The following is a 16,557-nucleotide window of genomic DNA, read 5'->3' as shown; positions in this document are numbered from 1 at the left end:
GCCAGCCGATACCTTCAGCTCACATGCATCAGGACCGATGACCTCGACACAGGAGCCCCGCCTAAACGAAGGAAATTCAGCCACTGAACTGAATGCTGAACAGGCACTGGGACTGGTGAGCTACGGCCTGATGCAGCGCTTGGCTGGAGAGGGACATGTCGAACTGCCTTGGTTGCCATCCCAAAACGAAGACAAATCCCAGAATCTGCATCAGCTAAGGCAACGGCTGGAGCTCACAGCACTGGCTCTCGAGACGGGTGCACCGCTGAGCACTGCCGAAGTGGGTTTTCTTCTTGGCGCAAGGCCTGGAACAGAGCAGGTTGAGCGCGGCGGGCTCTCCGCCAAGCGTGTAAGCCGCAATGTCTGGCGTCTCACCAAGATCGATGATTCTGAGGGGAGATCGGGCGGAAGCTTTGCAGATGAGCGCTTCCGCCGGCGCCTCTGAACAACTGGCAGCGCTTAGGAGGGATCCTGATCGCCACCGTCTTTCATGGAGTCATCCTTCATGGAATCGTCCTTCATTGCGTCGTCTTCCACGGCAACGCAAACGGTGGTCGCAGCCAGCTGCTCGCGAGCGGCCACCACAGGTGCAGCCTTGCCTTTCAGCTGTTCAGCGGCTTCGGCAAGGGTGAGATTTTTGTTCTTGCTGACTTCATCGACCGCTTGACGGAAAATCTCCACTTGATCGCGGTATTCCTTCACTTCCGCCTTCGTTAACTGATCTTCAGCTTTGTTCAGTGAGGAGAGTGCATTGTTGAGCTTTTCTCCTGCTTTCTCGGCATCAGCCACTGTGGATTCCGGTGTGAGCGCGTTGACCGCGAACACGGCGGCATCGACATCCGCTTGAGCGGCACAAACCGCCTCTACGCCTTTCGCCACTTTCACTTCATCCGTTACCGCTTTCTTCTCAGCGGACTGGCAAGCAGCAAGTGCCAAGCCGAGGGCCAGGGCAGCAGGGAGGGCACGCAGTGAGGACATGGAATCGTCCGATCGACGGTCGAAATGTAGTCAGATTTCCAGATTCGGACCGTCACGATCCCAAAGAGTTTCAGGCAGTTGGCCCCTTTTGGGATTCCAGCGCCATGGTGAGAACAGGATCTGTGGACGAAGGCGAAATGAGCGCCAATCTTCTCAAGGAGTCAGGGCCTCGGGAGGTGTTCTGCGGCCTGACGTCGATCGTGTGGCTGCACCGCCGCATGCCCGATGCTTTCTTTCTCGTGGTGGGATCCCGCACCTGCGCCCACCTGATTCAGAGCGCCGCCGGCGTCATGATCTTTGCCGAGCCTCGATTCGGCACCGCCATTCTCAGCGAGCGTGATCTTGCGGGTCTGGCTGATGCCCACGATGAGCTCGACCGGGTTGCCCGAGAACTCTTGGTGCGGCGCCCTGAAATCCGCACCCTTTTCTTGGTGGGATCCTGCCCGAGCGAGGTCATCAAGCTGGATCTCGCCCGAGCCGCCGAACGTCTCAATGAGGAGCTCCAGGGGCGAGTCCGGGTTGTGAATTATTCCGGAAGCGGTATCGAAACCACCTTCACCCAGGGGGAAGACGGAGCACTGGCTGCACTCGTGCCTCTGCTTCCGGCCAGCGACGCCCGTCAGCTTCTCCTGGTGGGCACATTGGCTGATGCCGTGGAGGATCGCCTGATCCACCTCTTCTCGAAACTCGGCATCGAGACCGTGCGCAGTCTGCCGCCGCGCCAGTCTTCCGAACTGCCAGCGGTGGGGCCCGGGACCACGGTGCTGCTAACGCAGCCCTTCCTGACCGAAACCGCACGGTTGCTACGTGACCGAGGCGCCACGGTGCTCAAGGCACCGTTCCCCCTCGGCACCGAGGGCAGCCGGCGCTGGATGGAAGCTGCCGCAGACAACTTCCAATGTCCGGCAGCCAAAGTCCGCGACGTGCTCGATCCTCTTGAAGCACGGGCCCGGATCGCCATCGCTCCCCACCGGGAAGTGCTGGAAGGCAAGCGCATCTTTTTGCTGCCGGAATCCCAACTTGAACTCCCCCTGGCCCGCTTTTTGCACCGAGAGTGCGGCATGGAGCTGGTGGAAGTGGGGGTTCCTTATCTCAACCGCGAGCAGATGGGCGAGGAACTGGCCTTGCTGCCGGATGGCACAACAGTGGTGGAGGGGCAGCACGTGGAACGGCAGTTGGATCGGGTCCGCGCTGGCCACCCAGATCTAGTGGTGTGTGGGATGGGACTTGCCAATCCCCTGGAAGCGGAGGGGATCACAACCAAATGGTCAATCGAACTGGTGTTTAGTCCGATCCACGGCATCGACCAGGCAGGCGATCTTGCCGAATTGTTCTCACGTCCACTGCACAGACGCCAACTGATCCACCCGGCTCTGCATCCGAAACCCTCCAACCACCCCGTTCACGCCTGAATCGATGGAACTAACGCTCTGGACTTACGAAGGCCCCCCCCATGTGGGAGCCATGCGCATCGCCGCCTCAATGCATGGGGTTCACTACGTGCTTCATGCACCCCAGGGCGACACCTATGCCGATCTTCTGTTCACGATGATCGAACGCCGCGGGCAGCGACCACCGGTGACTTACACCACCTTTCAGGCCAGAGATCTGGGAGGCGACACCGCAGAACTGGTCAAGCGGCATGTGCAAGAAGCAGCGGATCGCTTTCAACCCGATGCTCTGCTTGTGGGAGAGAGCTGCACGGCCGAATTGATCCAGGATCAGCCCGGTGCACTGGCGCAGGGTATGGGACTAACCATGCCCGTCGTCACCCTGGAGCTACCCGCCTACAGCAAGAAGGAGAACTGGGGAGCAGCAGAGACCTTCTACCAACTGATGCGTGGACTGCTGAAACAGACCGTGCCGCAACAGCCGGACCACGATGTGAAGGCTTGGAAGCACGAAGGTCGTCGGCCAAGAGTGAATCTGCTCGGACCGTCCCTGTTGGGGTTCCGTTGTCGAGACGATGTCCTTGAAGTGCAGCGATTGCTGTCACTTCATGGCATCGACGTTGGCGTTGTCGCACCGCTTGGTGCGGGTGTGGAAGACATCCTTCGGCTGCCCCAGGCGGACTTGAACGTATGCCTTTATCCAGAAGTGGCTGAATCCAGCTGCAGCTGGCTGGAACGCAACTTCGGCATCCCGTTCAGCAAGACGGTGCCAATTGGAATGGGGGCTACCCACGATTTTCTTGTGGAAGTGCATGATCTGCTGGGGATGTCCCCTCCAGAAGCCGCAGAGGGATACCAGCGATCCCGCATGCCCTGGTATTCCGAATCCGTGGATTCCACCTACCTCACGGGCAAGCGGGTGTTCATCTTCGGGGATGGCACCCACGCCATTGCAGCAGCAAGGATCTGCAGCGAAGAGCTGGGATTCACCGTGGTGGGGCTGGGGTCTTACAGCAGGGAAATGGCCAGACCCGTTCGCGCCGCAGCCAAACAACTGGGGCTTGAGGCCCTCATCTGTGATGACTACCTAGCGGTCGAAGCAGCCATGGCCGAGGCAGCTCCCGAACTGGTCCTGGGAACGCAGATGGAGCGGCACAGCGCCAAACGACTGGGGGTTCCCTGCGCTGTGATCAGTACGCCGATGCATGTTCAGGATGTTCCGGCCCGCCATAGCCCTCAGATGGGCTGGGAAGGCGCGAATGTGATCTTCGACTCCTGGGTCCACCCATTGATGATGGGCCTTGAGGAGCACCTGATCGGCATGTTCCGCCATGACTTCGAGTTTGTGGATGGACACCAGAGTCATCTGGGTCATACGGGGGGAGCGGGTGCCGGCAACGGCAACGAGGGACTGCATGAATCTGGCTCCCTGCAGGAGGCCCCATCAGGCCAGCTGGTCTGGACCGTCGATGGCGAAGCAGAACTGAAGAAGATCCCATTCTTCGTGCGTGGAAAAGTTCGACGCAATGCCGAGTCGTATGCCCGAGAGGTGGGCTGTAAGGAAATCAACAGCGAAACGCTCTATGACGCCAAAGCCCACTACAAGGCATGAGCATTTTCACTCAATTATTTAAGCCAATCAACCAATAATCAACAGCCAAGCTAAAGCTTCTGAAAGCAGATCTTTCATTTCCCGGTGAATCACAGACAGAACACATCCACTGCTGTTGAATGACAATGATCCATTGTGCGAAGGTCGCTGCATGACCACGACCCTGAAGCGTCCTGTTGACGGCGACGGCAGTGTTCAGGTCCATCAGGACCCCTCAGTAAACATCGAAGAGGAAACCCTGGTCATTGCCGTTTACGGCAAGGGGGGCATCGGCAAATCCACCACCTCCTCCAACCTCTCCGCTGCATTCTCCAAATTGGGCAAGCGGGTGCTGCAGATCGGCTGTGACCCCAAGCACGACAGCACCTTCACCCTCACCCACAAGATGGTGCCGACGGTGATCGACATCCTTGAGGAAGTCGACTTCCACAGCGAAGAGCTGCGTCCAGAAGACTTCGTCTTCACCGGCTTCAACGGTGTGCAGTGCGTCGAAAGCGGCGGCCCACCGGCAGGGACCGGTTGTGGTGGTTATGTCACCGGCCAGACCGTGAAGTTGCTGAAGGAACATCACCTGCTGGAAGACACCGACGTGGTGATCTTTGACGTGTTGGGCGACGTGGTCTGCGGTGGCTTTGCTGCGCCCCTGCAGCACGCCAACTACTGCCTGATCGTGACGGCCAACGATTTCGATTCGATCTTCGCGATGAACCGGATCGTTCAGGCGATTCAAGCCAAAGCCAAGAACTACAAGGTGCGGCTCGGGGGGGTCGTGGCCAACCGCTCGGCTGACACCGATCAGATCGACAAATTTAATGCGCGCACGGGCCTGCGCACCATGGCCCATTTCAAGGATGTGGATGCGATCCGTCGATCACGGCTCAAGAAGTGCACGATCTTCGAAATGGATGATGACGACGAGGCGGTTCAAGCCGTCCGTGAGGAATATCTGCGCCTGGCGCAGAACATGCTCGACAAGGTCGAGCCCCTCGAAGCCACATCGCTGAAAGACCGGGAGATCTTCGACCTCCTCGGCTTCGACTGATCAGAGTCCCACCAGCTGCATCGATAGTTCCCAGACCCGTCGGGCGGTGTCTGGGTCGGTGGCCTTGTCAGACAGCTCCTGGCTGAATTGCTGACCATCCTTCTTTTGCCGGTTGCCCCAGCTCCAGTGCACGCCCGATTCGGCGAAATCGGGATTGGCGACAACGTCTGCAACCCGTTCACCCGCTAGTGCTTGAGAGACGTAACCGCCAGTGATGTTCTTCTGGAACCAGGGAAAGATCGTCTGAAAGGCCTTGGGGGTGTTGCGGAACAGCGGTGTGTCTGCGACGCAACCTGGATAGAGCGAAGTGAAGGTGATTCCTGTGTCCGCGTGCAAGCGGCGATGCAACTCCTGGGTGGTGATCATGTTGCAAAGCTTGCTGTCTTTGTAGGCCTTGCCAGGCTTGAAGGGCTTGCCACTGGCCATCGCAATGGGGTCTTTGAAGCCGGCCTCGAAGCCAGACAGGTCACCAAGATCAGCAGGGGCCGGGATTGGAATCTTTCCACCCAGTTCTTTGGAGTTCGCAGTGACGGTTCCCAGAATCACCACCCGCTTGGAGGGATGGCTGGAGTTCTGCAGGCGACCCAGCAGCAGCTGCACCAGCAGGAAATGGCCGAAGTGGTTGGTGGCCATTGAAATTTCATAGCCCTGAGGCGAACGCTCCGGTTGCTTCAACTTGGGTTTGTAAACCGCTGCATTACAAACCACAGCGTCCAACGTCTCGGGCAGAGCATCAACCGCTTGGCGCACACTCTCGAGATCGCCAAGATCCATCAACACGTGTTGCAGCCGCTCTTTGGGAAGGTCCAGTTCGTCTGCAGCCGCCGCAGCCCGCTGTGGGCTGCGGTTGGCTGTGATCACCGTCCAGCCTCGACTCACTAATGCACGTGTGGCATTCAGGCCCACACCCGATGTGGTGCCAGTAATCAGAACGGTGCCGGGCATGGACATCTCAAAACCCTTGAAAGGAAGCCAGTCTGCCCCTCAGTGCTGCAGCGCTCACCGCAGGATCACGAAACTCAGCGCCAAATCACTCTCAGACGGTTCGGAGCAATCCATTGATCTTGCTCATCCATCAGACGCTCATCACCACCAAGGGTGAACAACGTGTCGAAACGCTGTTGCAGAGTCTGAAGTTTGGATGTTTCGACCTCGACAACAGCGGCCATCTCACCATGGCGATCGAGTCGTTCCTGATAGGCCATCGACAGACGAACCAAACTCACGACACCAAGAAAGGTGAGACCGAGCTTCACTGTCAGCGCAAGCGTGCTGCACAACAACTCCCTGCGATCGTTTTGATGCTGGAGAAGCGCAGCAAGAGATGCTGCGTCAGCTGGCTTGGTGACGGCGTTTTGCATGCCCGCTTGTAACGCAGGGAACACTCCTTGCCAAGGGGACGACCGCTCAGACCCTGATGCCGATCAAGCGCGGTAGAGGCTGACGCACAGACGCACCGCAAGCACCCCTGCGTGGGCAGCGACCACGAGAGCGATGAAGATTTCGGTCTGGGTGATGGAGCTGACCATGTCGGACCTCGAAACCATTGCATTCTTCCGCCTAGCCCCCTCCAAACGCCATCATTCGCAAAGGCCTGTCACACCTTTATGGAAGCCGGATGCCACCAGTCTTCGCTGACCATTACCGCAGAAGCGATCCAGCGACTGGATCTGAAGGCCCTCATTCCTTGGATGGAGCAGCCTCTAACCAAGCTGTTGAACGACGGAGCTGTTCTTGAACTGAACTATGAGTGGCCTCGAGCAGCGGAGGATCCTCGGGAACTGAGTGAATGCGCTGAACCCAGACTTTGGGCGTTAAGAGCTGACGCTCGCTATCCCTGGCTTCCCCTTCTGTTGAATCGCTCGAAGGGATGCCTCATTCAGCATGTGGCCATGCTCGTTCCCCATGATTTCCGCCCGAGCGAAGGAATCCGCTTCGATCCTCAAGCCCTCGAGCTCTGGATCACGCACCGGTTGATGGTTCTGGATCAGCTGGGGGCAGACGCAGGGGTTCCCGGACATCAACGCGGCAATCTCTCGCTAATGGCTGCAAGCCTCGGCTTCGAGCTCGACGCGGGCTTCTGGGAACTTCTGGACCAGACGCGATGACCCTGAGAACAACCAACACTCCCTGGTGCTGGCTCGTGCTGGCAGCAGTTCTTCTCCAGGGCTGCTTCAGGCAGTCGCTACCGGAGCAAGCCCTCACATCCCCCGCATCGGCGGCAGCCACCAGCCTGGATAGTCCCTTAGACACCCAACCGCAGACACCTCTGCCACCGGGGCAACTTGGTCCAAACCCAGAGCTCCTCGCCAGTCTGAGCGCAGCGCCCCTGTCCCTGTCGGCTCAGCGCACAGAGCGCAAACGTCTTGATGGAGAACGCCTCTGGACACTGGAGCTTCATCAAGACGAACGACTCCTGGCCCGCTGGGAGGCCGTGAGCGGATTCACCACCAGCCAATCCCTCGATCGCCGCTGGTCTCCAGGCAACGGAGCTCCCCTGCCCCCAGGCCTGTACACCCTGGGGCTGCCTGAAGCCTGGGGAGACGACATCTGGTTCACCCTGACGCCGCGCTTCGACACGACCCGCTCCGGATTGGGTATTCATGGTTGCAACCCCGGCAGTGGCTGCGTCTGTCTCCCGGATCGCGCCTCCTTAGAGGCCCTTGCGAACTGGGCCAAAACGGTCCAGATCCAGACACTCACTGTGTTGAATTAACCCTCCAAAGAAGACAGCAAGCAGCGTGGAAACATTCCATGTGTTGTAAGCATCACACCAACACTGCAGGACGGTCTCTAAAACCGGATGGAATTCCTTGGATCAATGGACACCAATATCTGGATGATCATCGGCTTCCTGTTGGCAGCCTATTCAGTAGTGGCCAACGACTCGCTGCAGACGCTTGGCACATACATTTCTTCGAACAAAAAACGCACCCCAAAAGTGGTGCAGATGATCTTCATCTGCTCCGTCACGATCTTCGTGTTGATGCTCGGCTGGTCCATCAACGGCGGCGAACCGGCCTGGGGAAGGCTGGAAAAATTTCCGATTCCTGAAACCTTCACTTGGGTTTACATCATTCCGCCACTTGCGGTGCTGGGCCTTACCGCCTGGGGCGCACCTGTCAGCACATCTTTCCTGGTGCTTTCCGCATTTGTTCCCAAGAACATCCCCAAACTTCTCGAAAGTTCTCTGTCTGGTTACTTCCTAGCGTTCTGTCTCGGTTTGGCTGCCTGGGGTCTTGGCATGTGGCTGCTGGAGCGTTGGGTGTTCCGGCGTACTCAGGAAGGCAAGGATTTCAACAAGGTGTGGTACGGCCTGCAGTGGTTCTCCACCGGCTTCCTCTGGAGCATGTGGATGGTGCAGGATCTCGCCAACATCTTCGTCTTCCTTCCCCGCAAGCTCGAGTTATTTCCGATGTTGGTCTGCACCGCCATCCTCTGCATCGGACTTTGTGTGCTCGTCGCCATCGGAGGTGGTCCGATTCAGGGTGTGCTGCGCAGCAAAACCAACACCGCCGATCTGCGTTCGGCCACGGTGATCGACTTCATGTTCGGACTTTGCCTGCTGTATAAAGCGTTTCTCAGCACCTTCCCGTTGAGCACAACGTGGGTGTTCCTGGGTTTACTGGGTGGTCGGGAGATCGCCCTGCGCATCAAAGAGCAGGAATTCGAATACGTCTTCACCAATCGGTCCGGAGGCAATCTCGGAAAGATCATCGGCAGTGATCTCTGGAAAGCATTCATCGGCGTGATTGTCAGCCTGGTCATCGCCCTTGGCCTGCAGCCACTGATCGCATGGACTGCGGGCTGAGTTCAGTTCAGAGGCAGCGCGAGGGCGATAGCTCGCCGGCCACTGTCGATGGCCAGCACCAAGGCCAGAAGCCGTAAAAGCCAGGCCAGTGTTCCTGGCCTGACCCGATCCAAGCGGGATGCGGTCCACTGGGCCGAAACAGCAGCGACCCCTCCCAGCAGCAACCCCATCGAAGCCAGTCCTCGCCCCTCTTGCAGAAACTGGAGCGACGCTGCACTGGCCGAACAGGCCACGGCCAAGGTGCTCAGTCGAATGGCTTGGCGGATGGGCATCGACAGTCCACTCACCATCAGGGGCACCATCAACAGCCCTCCCCCCAGACCAAGCAGTCCTCCGGCCAAACCCGCCACAGAACCGACTGCGGACAACCCCCAGAGAGATAGATCCTGACCATCACTCGGCGGAGCCTCCTCACGATCGGCTCGGATGGAGCCGGCCAGCACCAGATACAACAAAGCCTGCAGGGCCAAAAGGTGCCAGCCGGCCACCCCACCCCCCAGACGACTGAAGATCAGCGCTGTCGCGAAGGCCGTCAAGCCAATCACCAAGCCAGGCTTCAGCGGCAAGGAACGGCTCCGCCAGTGGGTGAAACTTCCGCCGATGGCGGTGGGAACAATGGCGAAGGTGCTCGTGGCCAGGGCCTGATGCGGAGTGAGGCCCATCCAAAGCAGCAAAGGAGCGAAAATCAGGCCTCCGCCGATGCCCAGGAGGCCTGCCAGGGCTCCCGCGAGCAGTCCCATCGGCAGAACCACTAGACCTTCTGCCAATGTCATCGCTGCCATGACGCTGTCTGCATCTTGCCCGTCCGGCGGACGCCGCCCAGCCAGGCTTGTGCCGACCCAGATCCGCAGCGGTGCTGAACAGATGGCCCTCGACACCCTGCTTCTCGAGCAGAGCTGCAGCGGCGCTGCTGATGCCCTGATTCTGCGTTTCTATCAATGGAGTCGCCCCACCCTCTCCTTAGGACGCCACCAGGGTCCCCCAACCGACCAGTGGCGACAGCTTGCCGCCTCCGGTGACTTGGATTTGGTACGGCGCCCAAGCGGAGGTGGCGCCGTCCTGCATGCAGGCGGACTCACCTATGCCCTGGTCTGGGCCGATCCTCCCCGTCAACGCCGGCAGGCTTATACCCAGGTGAACCACTGCCTTCAAGAGGGATTGCAGGCCCTGGGCCTCGATCTCCAACCAGGGATAGATCCGTCAGAAAGGATCGTTGCTGACTGTTTCGCCCAGTCCACAACAGCCGATCTGGTCGACCCCTTTGGCAGCAAACGCATCGGTAGTGCCCAATTCTGGAAACGGGGTCACCTGCTGCAGCACGGGGAAATCCCCCTGAATCCGCCTCAAGGCCTCTGGGAGGCTGTTTTTGCGACCTCTCCCCCCTGTTGGTCGCCCTCGGCACCCTCGGCAGCAAGCCTTGAGCTCGCTCTGAACCAGGCGTTCCAAAAGCTCAACCCAGGTCTGAATTGGCGCGACGAGGGACTATCCCCAGACGAGATTCATCGGATGGACAAGCTCACAACCGATTACCGCCTTGAACCAGATCAGGCCTGACGTTTGAGAAGTCCTGACGCCTGCATGCTGTTGACCACTTGCAGCAGGGGCAGACCAAGGGGGTAGGTGTTATTGCGCCTCGAGCTTTCCAACATGGCATCAGGAAGCTTCACGGCCAATCCACGAAGCACGGCCTCACCAAGCTCACTGCGATCAAGGGTGCCATCAGGGAGTCCTGCAGGGCCAAGCACAAGCAAACGCCCCTGATCACTCTGCTCCAAAGCGAGGACCGCCTTCCAAAGAGGCGATGACTGTTGGATGGACGGCAAGAGCTCCAAAGGCTGGAGATGATCGCTGATCGTCTGACGATCCCATTGCTGTACGGGGAGGTCCCTCAGGGGTTGATCGGTGATGAAGCCGACCCATCGACCGTTCCTGCAGACCAGAACCCAGTCGGAAAGGCGGGGATCATCTGATTCCACAGCCCCAAGCCTCATCTGACTGAGCGTGCGAAGGGGCTGATCGGCTTCAACAACACGAAAACGACGGGAGGCCGTCTTGCCGACAGTCTCGTTTTGAAGAACCTGCTGCAAAGCGAGGGTTTGGGTTTGGCTGCGGGAGGCACCCATGCCAAACCAGCCGAGCATCACCAACCAGAGGCCTGGCCAAACGGCGCCTTTAAAGATCAACCAAAACCCAATCACCATCGCCAACAGCGACAGGAAACGTCCGCTGGCCGTTGCCACCTGGATGCCTCTGCGTTGACTGCCGGTCCACTGCCAAACAAGGGCCTTAAGGATCAAGCCACCATCAAGAGGCAAACCAGGCAGAAGGTTGAACAGAGCAAGGATCAGGTTGAGCCAACCGAGCTTTGCGACCAGATTTCCCAGCAGCGGGTTCACCTGTACGGCTGCCTGCATGCTGGCCAGCAGAGCTGCAGCAAGAAGCAGACTCACAGCCGGACCTGCCGCAGCGACCCGCAAGGCTCCCATCGGCGTGGGACATTCCTTTTCAACTCTGGCCACACCCCCGAGCAGGAACAGGGTGATGCTGCTGACCTTGACGCCCTCGCGGATCGCCATCACCGAATGTCCCAGCTCATGCAACAGAACGGAAACAAACAGCAGAAGAGCGGTCAGGAAACCCGTCAACCAGCTGGCCCAAACAAGCCCTTGCGCTTCAGGAAGCTGAGCCACTTCACTCTGGAAGGCCAGGGTGAACAGAACCAAAATGATGAACCAGCTGGGATGGACCCGCAGTGGGATGCCACCGATACGCATCAGTTGCCAGCCATCACCCAAGAGATTCGCCGGCAAAGCCGGTCGCCATCAATTCCATGATCCTAGAAAGGATTGCGATCGTCGCTTTTCGCCATGGTGGGCCAGGCCCTGCACCTCAAGATCTGCGGTCTGACCGACAGCACGCAAGCTTGCGCCATCGCTTCGATGGGAGTGCAGGCCATCGGCGTGATCGGCGTGGAGGGAACCCCTCGCTGCGTTGCTCCCGAGAAGCGCAGGGAGATTTACGCCAAGCTGACTTCGCAATCAGATGTTGAGCGCGTCTGGGTGGCGGCTGACCCCGCCGACAATGAACTTGATGACGTATTGAGCGGCCAGGGCACGCCGTCGGTGGTTCAGCTCCATGGCCAGGAATCGGCAGCACGCTGCGCGGAACTCCGCGCCAAACATCCGAGCATCCGCTGGTGGAAGGCCCTGCGCCTCCGTGATGATGCGGATCTCGAGGCGATTCACTGCTACTCCCATCAGGTGGATGCGCTACTCATTGATGCTTGGAGCTCCAATCAGCTAGGGGGAACAGGGCACCAGCTGAACCCGATCTGGCTTGATCGCGTGCAAACGCACCTCACGGGGGGAGCTCCCTGGTGGCTTGCTGGCGGAATCTGTGCGGAATGGGTGCCGAAGCTCGACAGGATTCATCCCTTCGGCCTTGATGCGTCCAGTCGGTTGGAAATCAGCCCTGGAGTGAAAGATCTCGAACGTGTGCAAGCACTTGTGCAATCTCTTGAAGACAGAACTCTCAGGCTCGGATAGCTTGAATCTCTCTTCACTGCAGCTTCATGATTCGGCTGTCACCCCTGCTCTTGGTCTTGATGGCAGGACTACCGGCGGGAACGTCAGCGCAGGGACTGCTTCCTGGTTGCCGTCTCGAAAACGGCAGCCTTCAGTGCGTTCCTGGACTCACCGCCGATCCCCAGCAGCAGATCCAGGTTTTGGAAGGCCAGATCAACCGTGATGTGCAGACCGAAGGCCACCTGGAGCAGGCCATTGAAGGACTCAAACGCTTCGAACTGATCGGCGAAGCCAAAGAAGGTCAGTTGATCAAGGCTGAGTTGATGCTTCAAGGTGGAGGCTTCGAGGAAGTCCACATCCATTGGTATCGGCGAAACAACCAGGGCAATTGGCAGTTGGTCGATAACGTCACCGAGAGCACCTATCGCGTAGGTCCCAGTGATCGTGGAGAGCAGTTAATGGCCGTTCTCGTTGTACGTACCTCCGATGGGAAGGTGCAACGGATATCGAGCAATGTGCTCGGACCGGTCAGCAACTAAACCAAGAAAGCCTGTTGCTACAACGCGTTTCTCAAGTACTGAGGAGCGCTTCCTGCTGTCGCACGAGCTCGAAGAACTCTTGCTTGAGGCTGGGATCATGACGAAAATCGCCCCGGACGACTGAATTCACCATGCTGGTCTGCGGTTCTTTCACACCCCGCCATTTCATGCAGTAGTGCTGGGCTTTGATGATGATTCCCAACCCCTGTGGCTTACAAAGTCGCTCAATTTCATCAGCAAGAATCATCACTGCCTCTTCCTGGATATGAGGTCTTGAAAACACCCAGTCAGCAACACGGGTGAACTTAGAAAGACCAATCACCCTCTCTCCAGGCTTGATACCAATCCAGCAGTTGCCCATGATGGGCACCAAGTGGTGTGAACAAGCCGAACGCACAGTGATAGGTCCAACCGTATAAATTTCATCCAGCTTTTTCACATTGGGGAAGCTGGCCACTTTGGGCTGCTGGTGATAACGGCCTTTGAAGACTTCGTGTAGATACATCTTCGCCACCCGCTCAGCTGTTTCAGCCGTGTTGTGATCGTTCTCGATGTCGATCACAAGAGCATTGAGAAGATCTCGGACGCGGTCCGCCACCTCAACCTGCAATGCATCGAGTTCCCCGGGAAGCAGATGATCTGCCACATTGTCATTGGCAAGGAACGACACATCCCGTTCCCTTAGTCGCGCACGGATACGCTCAGAAACTCGGGACTCCAGCGCAGAGAGCTTTCCGTTCTGAGATACAGATCCGTTGCCGTTGGTGGAGACAGGAAGGGTGGAAGTCATATCGAGCAGTGATCAGAAAGCGCCGGTGGCCGGCATCAGAGTGAGGTCTTCGACGACCTGAGTGGCAGGTTGCTGAGCAAGATGCAGGAGTGCGGCAGCTGCCTGATTTACGGGAAGCATGGCACGGCGGTCGAAAGTGCTGTCGACCGTAGGAGAGTCCCACAGTGACGTATTCACAGCTCCGAGCGTGAGCGTGCAGGCGCGGATCCCATTTCCTCGCTCCTCCTCAGCCAAGCAGCGGGTGAAGCTGGCAAGAGCAGCTTTAACCGTGCAGTAGGCCCCCCAACCAGGAAAAGCGTTTCGCGCCGCGTGACTGCTCACATTGATGACCAGTCCGCCAGCGGGACGCATGGCTGGAACAACTGCAGCACAGACCTGAAAAACGCTGGTGAGGTTGAGCTGCATCAACCACTCCCAGCGATCAAGCGGCATGGCGAGCAAGTCTCCCGTCCAGGCAGCACCCGCATTGTTGATCAAAACCGACGGGCGAAGACCCTGGTTGAGGAGCTCCTCGAGACCTGGAGCGATCACGGAAGGATCGGTGAGGTCGATGGCTCGATAGACAACTCGGGAACCGCTGGCCGACAGCTCAGCCTTGAGGGACTGAAGCGCTGCCTCACTTCGAGAAACAAGCAGAAGATCCCATCCAGCTGATGCAAAGGCCTTGGCAGCAGCTTGACCAATCCCGCGGGATGCACCTGTAATCAGTACGGAAGGCAATGAATCCGTGCGAGCCGAGGTACCCTACTCAGCTGCAAGGGCTTCCGGTGATAGGCCATCGAGAAATTGCCCCATGGCCCGGAACTTGCCGTAGCGCTGCTCTTTGAGATCCTCCTGGGAGAGCCTCAGAAGAACCTCAAGATTGCGGGTTAGAGCCTCCTTCAAGATCTCGCCAGCCTCCAGTGGAGCCCAGTTATTTCCGCCGACTGGCTCAGGGAGCACCTCATCCACCACACCGAGGCTGAGCAGGTCCGGGCCCGTGATCTTGAGAGCCGAAGCCGCTTCGGAGGCTTTGCCTGCATCACGCCAGAGGATGGATGCGCAGGCCTCGGGACTCGCCACTGTGTAAACGCTGTGCTCAAACATCAGCAGCCTGTCGGCGACGCCGATTCCCAAAGCACCGCCGGAGCCACCTTCTCCAATCACAGTGGCAATGATGGGCACCCTGAATCGGAACATCTCACGCAGATTCACCGCGATCGCTTCCCCCTGCCCCTGCTCTTCGGCCAGCAGACCGGCGTAGGCACCAGGAGTGTCAATGAACGAAAGGATCGGAAGTTCAAAACGATTGGCATGATCCATCAGACGAAGAGCCTTTCGATAGCCGCCCGGGGTGGCCATCCCGAAGTTCCGCGCCACGTTCTCTTTCGTGTCCCGTCCCTTCTGATGTCCGATCAGCATCACGGCGCGATCGCCCAAGCGGCCAATACCTCCGATCAGGGCCTGATCGTCACTGCCCCGCCGGTCACCATGAAGCTCGACCCAGTCATCGCAGAGCATCTGGATGTAGTCCAGAGTGCTGGGGCGATGGGGATGACGCGCCACTTGTATTTTTTGAGCTGGCGTCAGCGATTTGAAAATCTCCTCACGGCGGCGTGCAGCCAGCGTTTCGAGCTGGTGGAGCTGAGGGCTGACGTCAACCTCTGAGTCGCGCGCGCGCTGGCGGATCTGTTCAATCTGCTGCTCGAGTTCGACCAGGGGTTTCTCAAACTCGAGAAGCGGACGGCGTGGCATGGCGAATCAAGAGAGTGAGGTCAGGCAGCTGCAGCCTGAGGAAGGCCCTGCAGATTGAGGGTGGTGAACCCATGGCGGACGGAGGCCCCACCAATGAAATCCATTTTCTCCAGCGTGATGTTGTTCCGTCCCCAGCTGAAGTTGGTGTGATGCGACTCAAACTCGAGAAGCATCGCTTCGGCGAAGCAGGCAAACATTTGACGCTGAGGTTTTTCCATCTCGGCGATTTCCATCATCGACCATCCGATGTCTGTGAAAAATTCAACAATCCCGCCCTTCAAGACGTGAATCCCTTTGGCAGCCACATGGGTATCAAGGTTTTTGGGGTAGCCGCCATCGATCATCAAACAAGGAGTTTTCAGCCTGGACGTGTCGATCTCAAGGGTGCGAGGCATGCTGGCGACCCAAACGACGACATCAGCTTCCGGTAGCGCATCTTCGAGACTAAGAATCCGACCTCCGCCGAGCTCTTCCTGGAGATCTTCAAGCGGTTTCTGTTGCCGAGCCACGAGCAACAGTTCAGCCACCCCGGTCCGGGAGGAGAGCCAGCGGCAAACGGCACTGCCGATATCCCCGGTTGCTCCGACCACAGCCACAGTGGCCTTTTTGAGATCGATGCCCAGAGAGGGAGCATTGTTTTCAACTTGGCGGCAGATCACCCAAGCCGTATGGGTATTGCCGGTGGTGAAGCGCTCCCAGGCCAGGGTTGTGCTGCGCACGTGCTGGTGCTGCAGCAGGTTGAAGTTCTCGAAGATGATCGAGGTGAATCCGCCAAGCGCAGTGATGTCAATCCCCTTTTTCTGGGCGAGCTCCATGGCATTGAGCACCTTGCGGCGTGCCGTTTTGAAACGACTCAACATTTCCGGCACGAAGCAGGAGTCGATGTAGGCACCCTGAATGGTCCGACCTGTGGCGCTGGTGACCTCGACGTGCTCCACAAGCTGAGGCGGGGCGCTGCACCACACATCGAGGTCACCCTCAGCGATGTGATCGAACCCAAGTTCGGAAGCCTTCCGCCTGGCAGCTTCAAAACTTGTGGAATGTCCGATCAGACCAAACATGTGCCGCCGACGATCGTGTGTAAACGCATTGAACAGAACCGCACCCGACGGTGCGCTGATCGATCATCGTCCCAC

At 58.5% G+C, this 16,557-nt stretch carries 20 protein-coding genes; 10 read left to right on the top strand and 10 right to left on the bottom strand.

Annotated features, from left to right (window positions below):
- Window positions 1-37: 37 nt before the first annotated feature.
- A complete protein-coding gene (locus SynPROS71_RS03780; RefSeq protein ID WP_186596744.1) occupies window positions 38-445 on the top strand; it encodes a hypothetical protein in 408 nt (135 codons plus the stop codon).
- A gap of 14 nt (window positions 446-459) precedes the next feature.
- On the opposite strand, the gene SynPROS71_RS03775 is transcribed toward SynPROS71_RS03780, so the two are convergent.
- Entirely contained in the window at window positions 460-978 is a 519-nt protein-coding gene (locus SynPROS71_RS03775) for a hypothetical protein (protein ID WP_186596742.1), read from the bottom strand.
- Window positions 979-1,115: 137 nt separating this feature from the next.
- On the opposite strand from SynPROS71_RS03775, the gene SynPROS71_RS03770 reads away from it, so the two are divergent.
- From SynPROS71_RS03770 to bchL, 3 genes are all read left to right on the top strand, one after another.
- A complete protein-coding gene (locus SynPROS71_RS03770) occupies window positions 1,116-2,390 on the top strand; it encodes a ferredoxin:protochlorophyllide reductase (ATP-dependent) subunit N (RefSeq protein WP_186597852.1) in 1,275 nt (424 codons plus the stop codon).
- A gap of 4 nt (window positions 2,391-2,394) precedes the next feature.
- Entirely contained in the window at window positions 2,395-3,981 is a 1,587-nt protein-coding gene (locus SynPROS71_RS03765) for a ferredoxin:protochlorophyllide reductase (ATP-dependent) subunit B (protein ID WP_186596740.1), read from the top strand.
- 151 nt (window positions 3,982-4,132) lie between these two features.
- Window positions 4,133-5,023 carry a ferredoxin:protochlorophyllide reductase (ATP-dependent) iron-sulfur ATP-binding protein gene (bchL, locus tag SynPROS71_RS03760; protein ID WP_186596738.1) on the top strand — a complete coding sequence of 297 codons (891 nt, stop codon included), beginning with the start codon at window positions 4,133-4,135 and terminating at the stop codon, window positions 5,021-5,023.
- Here the strand turns inward: bchL and SynPROS71_RS03755 are convergent, their stop codons facing one another.
- The 3 genes from SynPROS71_RS03755 to psaM all read right to left on the bottom strand — a co-directional run bounded on the left by SynPROS71_RS03755 (window position 5,024) and on the right by psaM (window position 6,552).
- A complete protein-coding gene (locus SynPROS71_RS03755) occupies window positions 5,024-5,974 on the bottom strand; it encodes a protochlorophyllide reductase (RefSeq protein ID WP_186596737.1) in 951 nt (316 codons plus the stop codon).
- Window positions 5,975-6,042: 68 nt separating this feature from the next.
- Window positions 6,043-6,384, bottom strand: coding sequence for a hypothetical protein (locus SynPROS71_RS03750; RefSeq protein ID WP_186596735.1), 342 nt, complete (start codon window positions 6,382-6,384; stop codon window positions 6,043-6,045).
- Between the two features lie 63 nt (window positions 6,385-6,447).
- Window positions 6,448-6,552 (bottom strand): photosystem I reaction center subunit XII, encoded by a 105-nt coding sequence (gene psaM / locus SynPROS71_RS03745; protein WP_071778033.1) that lies wholly within the window; start codon window positions 6,550-6,552, stop codon window positions 6,448-6,450.
- A 78-nt stretch (window positions 6,553-6,630) separates the two neighbouring features.
- Between psaM and SynPROS71_RS03740 the strand changes: the two genes are divergently transcribed.
- The 3 genes from SynPROS71_RS03740 to SynPROS71_RS03730 all read left to right on the top strand — a co-directional run bounded on the left by SynPROS71_RS03740 (window position 6,631) and on the right by SynPROS71_RS03730 (window position 8,834).
- Window positions 6,631-7,131: a CRR6 family NdhI maturation factor gene (locus SynPROS71_RS03740; protein ID WP_186596733.1), complete on the top strand. Its 501-nt coding sequence runs from the start codon at window positions 6,631-6,633 to the stop codon at window positions 7,129-7,131.
- Window positions 7,128-7,739 (top strand): L,D-transpeptidase, encoded by a 612-nt coding sequence (locus tag SynPROS71_RS03735; protein WP_186596731.1) that lies wholly within the window; start codon window positions 7,128-7,130, stop codon window positions 7,737-7,739. The genes SynPROS71_RS03740 and SynPROS71_RS03735 overlap by 4 nt, the downstream gene beginning before the upstream one ends.
- Before the next feature lie 87 nt (window positions 7,740-7,826).
- Complete coding sequence (locus SynPROS71_RS03730) at window positions 7,827-8,834, top strand: hypothetical protein (RefSeq protein ID WP_186596729.1); 1,008 nt, start codon at window positions 7,827-7,829, stop codon at window positions 8,832-8,834.
- A 2-nt stretch (window positions 8,835-8,836) separates the two neighbouring features.
- Here SynPROS71_RS03730 and SynPROS71_RS03725 read toward each other — a convergent pair whose 3' ends face one another.
- Entirely contained in the window at window positions 8,837-9,616 is a 780-nt protein-coding gene (locus SynPROS71_RS03725) for a sulfite exporter TauE/SafE family protein (RefSeq protein WP_186596727.1), read from the bottom strand.
- On the opposite strand from SynPROS71_RS03725, the gene SynPROS71_RS03720 reads away from it, so the two are divergent.
- Window positions 9,615-10,388 carry a lipoate--protein ligase family protein gene (locus SynPROS71_RS03720; protein WP_186596725.1) on the top strand — a complete coding sequence of 258 codons (774 nt, stop codon included), beginning with the start codon at window positions 9,615-9,617 and terminating at the stop codon, window positions 10,386-10,388. The two genes, SynPROS71_RS03725 and SynPROS71_RS03720, sit on opposite strands and share 2 nt — an antisense overlap.
- On the opposite strand, the gene SynPROS71_RS03715 is transcribed toward SynPROS71_RS03720, so the two are convergent.
- Window positions 10,379-11,629, bottom strand: a complete 1,251-nt coding sequence (locus tag SynPROS71_RS03715; RefSeq protein WP_186597851.1) for a site-2 protease family protein — start codon at window positions 11,627-11,629, stop codon at window positions 10,379-10,381. The genes SynPROS71_RS03720 and SynPROS71_RS03715 overlap by 10 nt on opposite strands.
- A gap of 72 nt (window positions 11,630-11,701) precedes the next feature.
- Between SynPROS71_RS03715 and SynPROS71_RS03710 the strand changes: the two genes are divergently transcribed.
- The gene (locus SynPROS71_RS03710) at window positions 11,702-12,379 is read left to right on the top strand and encodes a phosphoribosylanthranilate isomerase (protein WP_186597850.1); all 678 of its coding nucleotides are present in this window, start codon (window positions 11,702-11,704) and stop codon (window positions 12,377-12,379) included.
- Between the two features lie 26 nt (window positions 12,380-12,405).
- Window positions 12,406-12,897 (top strand): hypothetical protein, encoded by a 492-nt coding sequence (locus tag SynPROS71_RS03705; RefSeq protein WP_186596723.1) that lies wholly within the window; start codon window positions 12,406-12,408, stop codon window positions 12,895-12,897.
- Between the two features lie 31 nt (window positions 12,898-12,928).
- Here the strand turns inward: SynPROS71_RS03705 and folE are convergent, their stop codons facing one another.
- From folE to SynPROS71_RS03685, 4 genes are read right to left on the bottom strand one after another with little or no spacing between them, the layout of a single operon-like run.
- The gene (folE, locus tag SynPROS71_RS03700) at window positions 12,929-13,687 is read right to left on the bottom strand and encodes a GTP cyclohydrolase I (RefSeq protein ID WP_186596722.1); all 759 of its coding nucleotides are present in this window, start codon (window positions 13,685-13,687) and stop codon (window positions 12,929-12,931) included.
- A 12-nt stretch (window positions 13,688-13,699) separates the two neighbouring features.
- Window positions 13,700-14,407 (bottom strand): SDR family oxidoreductase, encoded by a 708-nt coding sequence (locus SynPROS71_RS03695; RefSeq protein ID WP_186596720.1) that lies wholly within the window; start codon window positions 14,405-14,407, stop codon window positions 13,700-13,702.
- Between the two features lie 24 nt (window positions 14,408-14,431).
- On the bottom strand, window positions 14,432-15,421 hold the full coding sequence (locus SynPROS71_RS03690) for an acetyl-CoA carboxylase carboxyltransferase subunit alpha (RefSeq protein WP_186596718.1): 990 nt from the start codon (window positions 15,419-15,421) through the stop codon (window positions 14,432-14,434).
- Window positions 15,422-15,441: 20 nt separating this feature from the next.
- Entirely contained in the window at window positions 15,442-16,482 is a 1,041-nt protein-coding gene (locus SynPROS71_RS03685; protein WP_186596716.1) for a long-chain acyl-[acyl-carrier-protein] reductase, read from the bottom strand.
- Window positions 16,483-16,557 lie beyond the last annotated feature (75 nt).

It is taken from the genome of Synechococcus sp. PROS-7-1 (assembly GCF_014279795.1).
Lineage (GTDB): Bacteria > Cyanobacteriota > Cyanobacteriia > PCC-6307 > Cyanobiaceae > Synechococcus_C.
The sequence above is the reverse complement of the archived record's forward strand: the minus strand, read 5'-3'. Positions and strand labels throughout refer to the sequence as shown.